This is a genomic window from Tenacibaculum tangerinum (assembly GCF_029853675.1).
GTDB lineage: Bacteria > Bacteroidota > Bacteroidia > Flavobacteriales > Flavobacteriaceae > Polaribacter > Polaribacter tangerinum_A.
Genome location: NZ_CP122539.1, coordinates 2,499,344 through 2,512,152, shown reverse-complemented (window position 1 = coordinate 2,512,152; position 12,809 = coordinate 2,499,344). Strand labels below are relative to the sequence as shown.

Genomic DNA, 12,809 nt, shown 5'->3' with positions numbered 1-12,809 from the left:
TCTTTTTAAAAGGAGGAATTGGAACGACTGCAAAAGCGGTAACGCTAACCGTAGAAACCTTTTTTGCGGTAATTAGAAAATTGAAAGAGTTTGCTAAAAGTTTACCGAAACACTTAAAGGACCTTAAAAAATGGATACGAGAGTTTTTTGCAAAACTAGAGGCGAAAGCTTTGGTAATAGATAATGCAGCGTATTCTTTTACAGACCCAATAACAGCTTTAGGAAAAACCTTTTTCGATATTGTAAGAAAGAATGCTTGGAAAAAGCTCAATAAGCTTGGAGTAAACATGCTAAAAAATGAAGAAGGGTTGTATTCATTTACTTATAATGGCAAAAAAATAGAAGATAATTTGTCTATTAAGGAAGCTCGTGAATTTCTAGAGGAATTACTAGGGGATGTGAATACATATTCTAGAGAAAGTATGCTTGAATATTTAGATGAATTAATTGAGGTAGCTAAAAAATCTAGAATAAGTGGATTTAAGTTAAAACCCATGTTAAGAAAGTATTTAGGGGAAGATATTGGAATTCATCCTTATACGGGAAAGCCGAGTGAGTTTAGCCCATTCAAAGTCAGTTATTTGAATAAAAAAGATTTAATAAAGTATGAAATAAAGGTAAAAAATGGTAAGTTGGTAGATTACAAAGGAGAATTGTTTGATTCTATGGATGTGTCAAACATAACAAACAATGGAAAAGCAATTTTTGTAATGGATGAAGTAGGTAAAATTTATGCTTCAAAATATCCTTGGATGGGAGAATTCCATCATTCTAGTTTTTTAGGAGGAGGTCCAGTTGTAATGGCTGGCGAACTAGCAGTTTTTAATGGTTTATTAATAAAAATAACAAATAGTACAGGTCATTATAAAACAAAAGAACGTCATTTGAACCAATTTCTAGAAGTACTAAAGAAATTAGGTGTAGACACAAAAATAGTAGATCTTAGTGAAATATTTAAATAACGAATAAAATGAAAGAAAATGAAAATTTATTAATGTCCCCATTGTGGATACTTCATAATAAAAAAAAGGAGGAAAAATTAGATAGGAATATTGCAGAGCAATTTAAAGATATACATGAATTGAAAATCAGAAAGATGATTTATGATTCTTTAAAATGGGCAGAAAAAAATGCTTCCTATGAGTTTTCTAAAATTTTCGAAAGAATGCCGAACATAATTAAAACGAAATATGATAATGCTTTTATATATAATTACCTGATAAGGTTTAAAGGGTTTATGGAAAACGAAGAGTATGGTTTGTTAACAGATGACAGACCTACTAATAAACCCTGGGAGCAGGAATAATTTATATGATAAACCCACCGAAATTTCGGTGGGTTTTCTTTTGAAAGCCTTTCCAAACATTTAGATACACTAAAAGGTTGGATTGATGAGTTTCTGACAAACAGCTTGCTTCGCTCGTTCCTCGCTCGCAATGACATTTTTTATATTTTCTGCAACGTTTCTAACGCCTTGTGTACACTATCAATTTTTATAAAGGTGATGAGTAAACGCAATCCGTTTTTGGTTTTCTTTTCTTTCATTACACAACGTTGAGGATGTTGCTGTACATACTTCAACATCTTCGTAAATGCTTCGGTTTGATAAAAAGCACTTTGCTGATCAGACACAAAATACCCAATCATGCGTTTTTGCTTTAAAATCACCTTTTCTAAGCCCAGTTCTTTCGCTAACCATTTTATGCGAACGCTGTCTAATAAATCGGCAACTTGGGTAGGATATTCCCCAAAACGGTCGATAATTTCTCGTTCAAAATTTTGCAATTCCTCTTCGGTGGTTAAAGTGCCTAATTTGTTGTACAAACTCAAGCGTTCGGTAACAGAATTTACATAATCGTCTGGAAACAGAATTTCAAAATCGGTATCAATCTGCACCTCTTTTACATACTCTTTTGGCGCATTTTCATCCGTAGGATATAAGTCTTTAAACTCATTCTCTTTCAGTTCTTCAATAGCTTCCTGTAAGATTTTCTGGTAGGTATCAAATCCAATATCGTTGATAAATCCACTTTGTTCCCCTCCTAACAAATCTCCTGCACCACGAATTTCTAGGTCTTTCATGGCAATGTTCAATCCGCTACCCAGATCAGAAAACAGTTCCAACGCCTGAATTCTTTTGCGGGCATCGTCGGTCATATGATGATAGGGTGGCGTGATAAAATAACAGAACGCCTTTTTATTCGAACGTCCTACACGACCTCGCATTTGGTGCAAATCCGACAGTCCGAAATTATTGGCATTGTTGATAAAAATGGTGTTGGCATTCGGTACATCCAAGCCACTTTCCACAATCGTGGTCGACACCAATACATCGAACTCATTATTCATAAAACCAAGCATGAGTTCTTCTAACTTTTTTCCGTCCATTTGTCCGTGCCCAATTCCAATTTTTGCACTGGGCAACAAGCGTTGTAGCAATCCGGCTACTTCTTTGATATTTTCAATACGATTATGGATAAAAAATACCTGTCCCCCCTAGAAATCTCGTACGAAATGGCATCGCGAATGGTTTCTTCGCTAAAGCGAATCACATGGGTTTCTATCGGATGACGGTTGGGTGGCGGCGTTTTAATGACCGATAAATCTCGCGCTGCCATCAAACTAAATTGCAAGGTACGCGGAATCGGAGTTGCCGTTAAGGTAAGGGTATCTACATTCTCCTTAATCGTTTTTAGTTTGTCTTTTGCCGCGACCCCAAATTTTTGTTCCTCATCAATAATGAGCAGTCCTAAATCTTTAAACTGAACGGCTTTATTCGTTAACTGATGCGTTCCTATGACGATATCAATACTTCCATCGGCGACGCCTTCTAAAACAATTTTACGCTGTTTTGCGGTCTTAAAACGGTTGAGGTAGTCAATCGTGACCGGAAAGTCTTTTAAACGCTTAGAAAAGGTTTTAAAATGCTGAAATGCCAAAATCGTGGTGGGTACCAACACGGCGACTTGTTTTCCATTATCCACCGCTTTAAAGGCAGCTCTAATGGCGATTTCTGTTTTTCCGAAGCCTACGTCACCACACACCAAACGGTCCATGGGTTGTTCTTTTTCCATATCGGCTTTTACCTCTTGGGTAGAAGAAAACTGATCGGGTGTGTCTTCGTATAAGAAACTCGCTTCCAACTCGTGTTGCATGTGCGTATCGGGTCCGAACGCAAATCCTTTTTGAAGTTTGCGTTTGGCGTATAGCTGAATAAGGTTAAAGGCAATATGCTTGACACGGGCTTTGGTTTTTTGCTTGACTTTTTTCCAAGCATTTGAACCCAGTTTGTATATTTTAGGCGGCTTGCCGTCTTTTCCGTTGAATTTAGATATTTTGTGTAGCGAGTGAATGCTCACATACAAAATATCACGGTCGCCATAAATTAACTTGATGGCTTCTTGCTTTTTGCCTTCTACATCAATTTTTTGGAGTCCGCCAAACTTTCCAATTCCGTGGTCGATATGGGTTACGTAATCGCCTACCTCTAATTTGGTAAGTTCTTGTAGGGTGATGGATTGCTTTTTGGCATAACCGTTTTTGAGTCGGAATTTGTAATATCGTTCAAAAATTTGATGGTCGGTATAGCACACGATTTTGTTGTCGATATCTACAAAGCCTTGGTACAACGGAAACACGATGGTTTCATAAGATACTTCTTGTTCTCCATCGTCAAGAATATCGTGAAATCGTTGTGCTTGCTGCTCGTTAGAGCATAAAATATAATTGGTAAATCCTTTTGCTGAAAATTCGTTGAAATTCTCAATCAACAAATCGAATTTTTTGTTGAAAGAGGGTTGAGGGTGGGTGTTGAAGTTAATACTTACGATACTTTCATTGGTGAGATTTAGCTTCGCTGAACCTTGCGGTTTCTCACCACGTTCGGAATGACGGTTGTTACCAATGTCGATAGTGGTGAATTCTTGTAATTGATTTCGAATCAGCTCGCCGTTGCAAAACAATTCTTCGGGTGTGGCGTGTTTGATTTCGGTGGATAATTTGCTAAAAGACTCCTCGGCTTTTTGGTAGAATTTGTCCAGCGAATCGCTTAATAAATCTATATTCTTAACAAAAACAGCCGTTTTAGACCAAATGTATTTTAAAAAACTTTCTCGGTTTTCTTGTAACGCTTTGTTTTCTACATTGGGCAGAATGCTTACTTTCTTTAGTTTTTCTTTCGATAGCTGCGTTTCTACATCAAACGTTCGGATGCTGTCTACCTCATCGCCAAAAAACTCAATGCGATAGGGTTCGTCGTGAGAAAATGAAAATACGTCAATAATACCCCCACGTACCGAAAACTCGCCCGGTTCGGTCACAAAATCGACCCGTTTGAATTGGTATTCGAACAGCACTTCGTTGACAAAATCGAGCGATACTTGCTCGCCCACTACCAGTTTTAGCGTGTTTTTTTCCAACTCTTTTTTGGTCACTACTTTTTCAAATAGCGCCGTAGGGTAGGTGACAATAATCGCTGGTTTTTTACGAGAATTGATACGGTTTAACACCTCTGAACGCAAGAGTACATTGGCATTGTCGGTTTCTTCTATCTGGTAGGGTCTGCGATACGACCCCGGATAAAACAGCACATTTTTATCGCCCAACAACTGCTCTAAATCGTTGAGATAATAGGCAGCTTCTTCCTTGTCATTACAGATGAACAAGTAGGGTTTATCGGCTTGTTTAAAGGTTTCGGAAATGACAAAAGACAACGCAGAACCGACCAAATTCGTTATTTGAAAATGGTTCTGTTCCTGTTGAAGCTGTGTAACAATCTGTTTTACCTGCTCAGATTGTTGGTAGTGGTTTACAATAGCTTGCTTGCTCAACGTACAAAAATTTTGTGCAAAGGTACGAAGGTTTATTTTTTTGTGTGGGGAGCGTTTAACAGATATGTTTCGAACATATCTTTAAAAACCCCTTTTTCACTCCATTTCCGATAATAATAGTAAACCGTTTTGCAAGAAAATAGCAACTTACAACACTCTATATCAATAAATAAGAAGCTCCATTGGTAACCAGTCTTGAGTTTGTGAACGATACATTTGAAAATATCAACCATATCAAAACTACTGGAAATCCTCTCTTATTTTTTGGAATAAAGCATAAAATGTGTTTTTCTATTAGCTCTTTTTGTAAATTTGTGTACTTACAATTCGATGAATTGTAATTGATTGGTTATCAACTCTAAATTACTAATTTTAAACTGCTTGTTTTTTTATAAAAAGTTTAAATTACTTCATTAAATAAGTAGTGAATATATACGAACCAATCAATGATGAAATAACTCCAACAATAAAACTTATAATTATAGTTTCTTTTCTTCTTTTACTAACTGTATAATCATTATTTGAGTTTTCAATTTTGCTATTTCCTTTAGCTACTTGTGAGCCTTTTATCTTGTCACCCATTATTATTCATTTTTTGATTTATTAATTGTTGAATTTTCTTTAGCTACTTGAGAATTAGTGATTATATCTCCATTAACTACTGTTTTATTACTAATAAGTTTTTTTGCTGTATCTCTATCCAATATTTCGATATCAATTCCATCTACTTCTAAAGTGTTGGATTGTAGTTCAAATTTCTTAATGTTTTGTAAAGAATATACTACCATTTTACGCTCTCCGTTTGTGTTTTTACATAATTCAACGAAAAAACTTTCATTGCAATCAATACCATCAAGATCTACATCAATTTTTTCAAATGATGAAGGTGAGAATGACATTAAGTCTAACCAAACTTTTACATATTCAAGATTTTCTTTTATGTTCTCATATTTTTCAATAACTAAACTTTTTTTATCTTTCGTTACTTTATGGTCATTGGTTTTACTTGTGAATACCATTAATAAATCAGAAAAATATATAAGTTCATCTTTCTCTATATTTTCTAACAAGTCAGAAGAAATTGTACAAACCATAGTTTATTGATTCTTTAAAAATTCAGTAGTGTCTTTAAGAAGTTCTCCGCCATAAAATTCTAATGGCCATTCAAAAAAGCCTTTCTTTTCTATCTCTAAGTTTTCGATGTAAGCTGGTTTGTCTTCTGAAAAAGGATGAAACAAGCATATACTAACATCATTTGATGATATTTTGCCCTCTGAAATTCTTCTTCTAAGTCTTTTCAGTAAATATTCACTATGAGTTTCAATAACTAATTTTTTCTCTCTATTATTTTTAATTATATCAATAAACAAGTCGGCTAGTTCTGCTTGTATTTTGGGATGAAGATGTATTTCTGGTTGTTCAATAATAGTGGTAGAGTCATTAGAAGAAAGGAAGCCTTGTATAATTACAGGTAAAAGTTGAGAAATTCCAAAACCTACATCAGTGATATCTAAATCTAAATTATTCTGTTTTATTTTTAAGTGATGAATTACCTCTTTAAACTCTTCAACGTTAACTTGAAGTTTAAACTTTTCCAACCAATTGTTTACTTTCTTTTTTATGTTTGAATTATCTTTTAATACATCAGCAATTGCATCACCATCAAGTGTATCAAGAGTTACATTTATTTTATCCTTATCTAACATATAATATCTTTTTGGATGAGCTCTTAAAGGACTTACATAATTTATTTTTGACTCTGTAAACTCCTCTCCAAGTTCTTTTAAAGAATAATTCAAGACTTCTATCAAAACTTGAGCCAACGATGAATGTATAATTTCACTTCTTCTAAAATTAAAAATTGAAAAAATAGTATTGTAAGGATTAAAAACTTCTTTTATTTCTTTAATAACAAAATCATCTATTTTGATAAGATCTGATGTAATGTTAAATTCTTCTTTATTTTTTATTGAAATTAATACTATATCCTTTTGCTTTAGAATTAAATCACTGACATAAAAATTATTATCACTATGCGTGATTTTAATTGAAATATCAAAAGTTTCTATTTTAGAATTTTTTGAGAGTAGGTTCAAAAATTCATATGTATTGATTAAATCGTTTTTTGTTTTTCTATTAATATTACCAATTCTGTAAAATGAGCGATTATCTAATAACCATTTTACTTCCTCTATAAAGTCTTTAGCGTTTTGATTTTCTAAGAGTTTAATAAAAGCATCTATAAAAAATTTTAAGTCATCTACTGAATTGATTTTCTTGTTTCTGATGTCTTTAAAAGCTGTAACAGGAATATATCTTGGAATTGACTCAAAATTATCTACAAAACTTTCTAATAATGCTTTGCCAAAAATATTTTTGAGCTTCTTGCTTCTTAGTTCAAATTCCAGTTTAATATCACTCTTTTTATCTTTATTGTGTATTAAGTTTATTGAATCCCCAAGATTCACATAACCACCGTAAAGTTTAAGTGCAGATTTATAAGATTTTAAGCTCTCTTTGCCTGTTTGTTGCAATAAAAGAAGTAATTGTATAATAGAACTTTTCCCAACACTATTAGCTCCCAGTAAGATAGTTATTGGTTTAATTGGTATTTGGGCAGTTTTAAAGGCTTTATAGTTTTCTATTCCTATTTTTTGTAACATGTTTTTCGTTTATAATTTATAGATATAAAACTCAATTATCACTCATCTAAAAATATTTTAGACTCTTATTTGAGTACCAAAATTAGGTGTATACAACCACAACCCTTTACGGCAACCCATAAAGACATGTTTGTTTTACTACAACCCATAAAAATAGTTGAGATAAGGGGACTATTTTTTTAGTGTGTTAAACATAATAAAAAAAGAGGAGGGAAGCAAGTTTTTTTTGTCATTACGAGGAGGATACGACGAAGTAATCTGTTGGTTGGGAACTCAAAAGTGAAAGATTGCTTCGCTATCGCTCGCAATGACGGTTTGAATTGCAATCACGAAGAAATATACCGTCATTACGAGGAAGATACGACGAAGTAATCTGTTGGTTGGGATTGTCCTTGTAAATGTTCCATATTTAACTATACGGAATATCATCTATATACAGAAATAATGAAACCCGTTTTTAAGTAAAGAAGAGGGGTTTTTGAGACAGTCTGACGGCAACGTATAAATTTAGTAAGGAATTTTTAAGCTATTGGTTTCTGTTTGTATATAGTCTTTACAAATACAAAATTGCCCTAGTTTTAAGCTTCAACCCCTTATTGAGTTTATACCTTGTTATGAGCAGTTACTGTTTTTCGAAAGTCATATATTCTTGCTCTGAATAAAAGATTTTTAATATGTTTCCTTGCGCTATTTCATAGGGGTTTTCCCAATTTTCAGTTTGCTCATTATAATTTGAGTTTAAACTTTGATAAAACAAATTTCCCCATTCAGTTTCATTAACCTCAGTCGTCGAAAAATTTAAAAACGTAAGTAGTTCTTCTTTTTGATTGATAGAATAATTCCCTGAAAAATTATTGATAACCGTATTTCCAGTAAAGTCTAATTCTTGATTAAAAGTTATTGTTATTTCATTAGAATTTAAAAAATCATTAGGAACTAATATGCTGCCATTGGACTCATTGACAATGGATGTAAGTTTCCAATTTCCTAAAATAATTGTTTCTTGAGACTTTGTTTCATCTTCATTACAGCTGATTAAAGCTAGTAGTAGAATTAAAAATATATTTTTCATGATTTTAAGTTTTTATTCAACAATTATATGGTGTGTTTCTTCTTCTTTTGTTCCGTAAATTTTTAAAATATATCTGCCTTTTTTCAGGTTGCTTACATTTATAATAGCTTTATCATTAGTAATAAAATCTTTATAACGTGAGTTCGGGATAAAAAAGTTTTTTAATTAGAAGAAAAAAAGCAGAAAATTTAGCATGTTAAAATAATGATTTTTAACCATATAACTAAATTATCCACTATGGTTTCTGATTTTAAAATTACTTGATTTTTCTGTTTAATTGATGATTTTTGTATCGAAATTAATCAAGTTATTGATAAAAATGCTTTAGAAACCTGTTCAAAGATAGTTAGACGAAGAAAGCCTAAACTCACCCAAAGTAAAATAATTACAAGTATGGTGCTTTTCCATTTTAGTGGTTTTAGGTGTTTTAAACACTTTTATATCGAATATGTTAGCAAACACTTGTCGATTTAGTTTCCTATAACCGATTTGTTGAATTGAAAAAGCGTTGTTCAGTGCCTATGATACTGTTTCTTCAAATGCACTGTTTAGGTCAATGCACAGGGATCTCTTTTTTAGATTCTACCACTATTAAAGTATGTCATTATAAAAGAGAAAAACAGAACAAAGTTTTTAAAAAACACCACAAAAAAAGGGAAAGGAACCATGGGGTGGTTCTTTGGTTTTAAACTTCATATTATTATCAATGAAAAGGGTGATATTGTTGAATTTTTAATTACTCAAGGTAATATAGATGACAGACAACCACTTAAAAATAAAACCTTTCATAATCGTGTGTTCGGAAAAATATTTACCGACAGAGGGTATGTAGGTAAAGAACTGTTTGAATAGCTTTTTGTAGATGGAATACATCTGGTTACAAAAATTAGAAAGAATATGAAAATACTCTTATGCATATCTATGATAAAATTATGCTTAGAAAAAGGGCTGTTGTTGAAAGTGTGAATGATATTTTGAAAAACGTATGTCAAATAGAGCATACAAGACACAGAAGCTTCGATAACTTTATCTTAAATTTGGTCGCAGGGTTAATCGCTTATTCGTTCTATCCAACTAAACCTAATATTAATATCGATAACCTACAAAGAATAGGGTAAACTATCCCGAATTCACGTTAAAATTAATTTTCTAATAGGTGAAGATGGAGATATGGTAAAATATTTTTCGTTTTCAAAAATTAACAAACTCACACTTATAAAATAATTGATGGTCTAGCTGGTTATAACCACACTACCTAGACAAACATTCGTTGAGTTTACTTTTGTATCAATTTTTGCCAGTGTTTCTTTCATTTGAGCAATTCCTTTCAGTTGCTGACTTGCTTTTTCCATTTCTAATTGTAGCATTGCTCTACCTGTTTCATGCTTGTCTTCAGCAGAGCTTTTTGTTTCAGATTGCAGTGATTTTTGATAGGATGAAATCGTTTCTTCTACCGTTTGTAAACGCTTGTTTACATACTCTTCACATTGCTTGTATAGTTCTTCTTTAATACTCATTTTTTACCTCTGTAAACAATATTAATTGATAAGTTCTGCTAGCTCTTTTCCTACCAAACTTCCTATAGCAACACCCATTCCTCCTAATCTTACGCCACAAAATACATTATTTGAAAGTTGTTTTACAATAGTTTTTTTCTGATTTCCAACCCCCATAATTCCGCTCCAACGATGGTCTATTTCAACTTTCGTATTCGGTAAAATTGTTGTTTTTAAAATTTCTTCTAATTTGTTTTGAATAAGCGCTGTTTGCCCAAATTCAGTAGTTTCTTCACCTTTAAAATCGAGATTTCTACCTCCTCCAAACAAAATTCTATTATCAATATTTCTAAAATAATAATATCCTTTATCTAAATGAAATGTTCCGTTAATATGTAAATTTTTAATTGGTTTAGTAATTAACACTTGTGCTCTAGCAGGTTGTATATTTTCATTTAAAAGCTGTTTTGCAAATCCGTTTGTAGCAATAAATAACTTTTTTGTGTTAAATGTAATTTGGTTCGTTTCAACGGCTACCTGCTCATTATTTTCGGTAAACTTTTCAACCTGAATCGTATTGATAATTTTTATTCCCAACGATGTTACTCTTTCTAACAATTTTCCAGCCATTTTACCCGTATCTATCTGACCTTCAAACTGATTCGTTATGTAATTTTGATGAATATTTTGAAAATAAAACTTATTGTTATCTACCGTAAAAACATCTGAAGAGAATAGGGGCTCTAAAAGCTTGTTTATCTCTCTTTTTCGATACAAACAACATTCATATAGTTCGGTTGTTAGAAATAATTCGTATCCTTTATTTTGTTGAAAGTCGATGTTTTTATCTCCTAAAATTGTGCGTAAAAGCTTCAAACCTTCCCAACGTTTTTTTACCAAGCTAAAAACCTCCTCTTCGGTGTGTGTTTGTAAATCATCTATTAATTCAGATAAGCTTCCAAAACAGGCGAAACCTGCATTTTTAGTACTTGCTCCTTGTGGTAATATTCCTTTTTCTATAACTATAATTTTTGCTTTAGGGTGTTTTTCTCGTAGTTGTAAAGCACAATTCAACCCTACAATTCCGCTTCCCACAACCGTAAAATCTACATTTGTAAACCATTCTTTTAATTCCCAATAACTAAAACTCAGTTTCATATAAATCTGATTATATTTGTGACTTGGCACGTTCCTTGAACGTCTAAATTTAAACATTAAAAAACAACTCCATGAAATTAATTGGAATCTTAATTTTAGCGTTAAGTTTTACCGAATGCGCAAGTGTAAAAACAGAAAATAACCATCCTTTTAAAGTAGAATCTGCAAATTACTCTTATGTAAGTGGAGGCGTAAAAGGAAGTTATAATTCAACGAACCTCATTATTTATTTTACTTCAAAAGAGCCTGTTGATTTTAAAAATGTTTATTTTCAGAATAGAATTACCAAAGCTGTTGTTGAACAGCATAACAATACGAACTATATAGCAGCTCGCTATAAAACCTCCTCTAATGATAAAGAAGATCTTGTTTTACATGCTAATCCAGAAGAAGAGTTTGGTAATACTGCTGTAGAAAATTTTCCTTTTGAATTAAAAGATGATGAAGCCATGATTTCTTATGCCTTAGGAGAGAAAATTTACTATGTGAAAGTAGCAAACATTGTGAAAAAAGATGCGGTTTTTATGCAGTAAAAACTTTAACATACCATAGTATGAACACCTCTTTTTGAGGTGTTTTTATTTTTGGCACGTAATTTGAAAACCTATAAGCATAACCATAAAACGAATGCTTATGAAACGTATAAAATTACTTTTACTACTGCTTATTAGTGGTGTAACCTTTACGTCGTGTGTTGTAAGGAATGAAATTGTAGAGGATAGTTTCGCACTAAATCAATATATTTCAAGTTATGATTTATGGTACATAGATTATCACAGAACAACAGGTAGCGGCGATGTTCCTTTTTTATCGAGAGCTTTTACCATTTCTTTTATTAATGGAACCATGTATGCGAACAATAATATTGTTGATATTGGTAAAACAGGAAATGGTTTAGGAATTGCGGTGGGAAATTACAGAACTTACGGAACCATATTAGAAGCGCGTCACGATATTGATGGTTATTATGAATTTGACATTGTGCAACTTTCTAATAACGAAATTAGAATTGACGACTTATCACAAAACGTAAGTTATTATTTAATTGGTTACCAGAGAAACACTTTTGATTACGATATGTTATTTTATGACAATATTGAATATTTCTTACAAGAGTTTGTTGCTTGGGAAAGAACCGATGCTTCTGGAGGTACTCCGAATCCTTTTGATGAAGAGCACTATTTACAGTTCACTCCTGAGAATAATGTAACCTTTTATTCGTCACATGACCCTTTTGGCACAGATGTTGATTACATTAATTGGGATTATGTAGGAGGCTATATAGTTCGAGACGTTCAAGGTGTTGAAGACCTAAAATATTTAACACTTAATTATGATAACGGAGATACTGAAGAATTTGATTTAACCGTTATAAATGATGAAACCATAGAGTTGTATCACGTAGGTTCTGAGACAACGTATGTTTTTTCTGGAAGAGGGTTTATACAATACCTCAAAGGAGAAAAAATAAGTACTACAAAACCGGCTGGAAAAAATAGCGGTAGAAAACGTACTAAGATAAAAAGACAAATAGTTCCGAAAAGGACATAAAAATAAAGTTTGGTTAGTTGATTTTTGGTTGGTGTAGTAG

General features: G+C 32.5%; 10 protein-coding genes and 2 pseudogenes. 5 read left to right on the top strand and 7 right to left on the bottom strand.

Going from position 1 to position 12,809, the window contains the following annotated elements; translation table 11 throughout:
• Positions 1–80: 80 nt before the first annotated feature.
• Positions 81–962, top strand: coding sequence for a hypothetical protein (locus tag P8625_RS11150; RefSeq protein ID WP_279650537.1), 882 nt, complete (start codon positions 81–83; stop codon positions 960–962).
• A gap of 8 nt (positions 963–970) precedes the next feature.
• Positions 971–1,306, top strand: coding sequence for a hypothetical protein (locus P8625_RS11145; protein WP_279650536.1), 336 nt, complete (start codon positions 971–973; stop codon positions 1,304–1,306).
• 140 nt (positions 1,307–1,446) lie between these two features.
• Here the strand turns inward: P8625_RS11145 and mfd are convergent.
• The 5 genes and pseudogenes from mfd to P8625_RS11120 all read right to left on the bottom strand — a co-directional run bounded on the left by mfd (position 1,447) and on the right by P8625_RS11120 (position 8,564).
• Positions 1,447–4,775: pseudogene (gene mfd / locus P8625_RS11140) on the bottom strand (transcription-repair coupling factor).
• 459 nt (positions 4,776–5,234) lie between these two features.
• Positions 5,235–5,411: a hypothetical protein gene (locus tag P8625_RS11135; protein ID WP_279650535.1), complete on the bottom strand. Its 177-nt coding sequence runs from the start codon at positions 5,409–5,411 to the stop codon at positions 5,235–5,237.
• Positions 5,412–5,413: 2 nt separating this feature from the next.
• Positions 5,414–5,923 carry a hypothetical protein gene (locus P8625_RS11130; protein ID WP_279650534.1) on the bottom strand — a complete coding sequence of 170 codons (510 nt, stop codon included), beginning with the start codon at positions 5,921–5,923 and terminating at the stop codon, positions 5,414–5,416.
• A 3-nt stretch (positions 5,924–5,926) separates the two neighbouring features.
• Positions 5,927–7,492, bottom strand: a complete 1,566-nt coding sequence (locus P8625_RS11125; RefSeq protein ID WP_279650533.1) for an AAA family ATPase — start codon at positions 7,490–7,492, stop codon at positions 5,927–5,929.
• Positions 7,493–8,114: 622 nt separating this feature from the next.
• The gene (locus P8625_RS11120; protein ID WP_279650532.1) at positions 8,115–8,564 is read right to left on the bottom strand and encodes an META domain-containing protein; all 450 of its coding nucleotides are present in this window, start codon (positions 8,562–8,564) and stop codon (positions 8,115–8,117) included.
• Between the two features lie 276 nt (positions 8,565–8,840).
• On the opposite strand from P8625_RS11120, the pseudogene P8625_RS16255 reads away from it, so the two are divergent.
• A pseudogene (locus P8625_RS16255) lies at positions 8,841–9,682 on the top strand (IS982 family transposase).
• Positions 9,683–9,796: 114 nt separating this feature from the next.
• Here P8625_RS16255 and P8625_RS11100 read toward each other — a convergent pair.
• Both P8625_RS11100 and P8625_RS11095 read right to left on the bottom strand, forming a co-directional pair.
• The gene (locus P8625_RS11100) at positions 9,797–10,081 is read right to left on the bottom strand and encodes a hypothetical protein (RefSeq protein WP_279650529.1); all 285 of its coding nucleotides are present in this window, start codon (positions 10,079–10,081) and stop codon (positions 9,797–9,799) included.
• Between the two features lie 21 nt (positions 10,082–10,102).
• Entirely contained in the window at positions 10,103–11,212 is a 1,110-nt protein-coding gene (locus tag P8625_RS11095; RefSeq protein WP_279652949.1) for an NAD(P)/FAD-dependent oxidoreductase, read from the bottom strand.
• Positions 11,213–11,289: 77 nt separating this feature from the next.
• Between P8625_RS11095 and P8625_RS11090 the strand changes: the two genes are divergently transcribed.
• Together P8625_RS11090 and P8625_RS11085 are read left to right on the top strand one after the other, a co-directional pair.
• The gene (locus tag P8625_RS11090; RefSeq protein ID WP_279650528.1) at positions 11,290–11,751 is read left to right on the top strand and encodes a hypothetical protein; all 462 of its coding nucleotides are present in this window, start codon (positions 11,290–11,292) and stop codon (positions 11,749–11,751) included.
• A 100-nt stretch (positions 11,752–11,851) separates the two neighbouring features.
• Positions 11,852–12,769 (top strand): hypothetical protein, encoded by a 918-nt coding sequence (locus P8625_RS11085; RefSeq protein ID WP_279650527.1) that lies wholly within the window; start codon positions 11,852–11,854, stop codon positions 12,767–12,769.
• Positions 12,770–12,809: the final 40 nt, after the last annotated feature.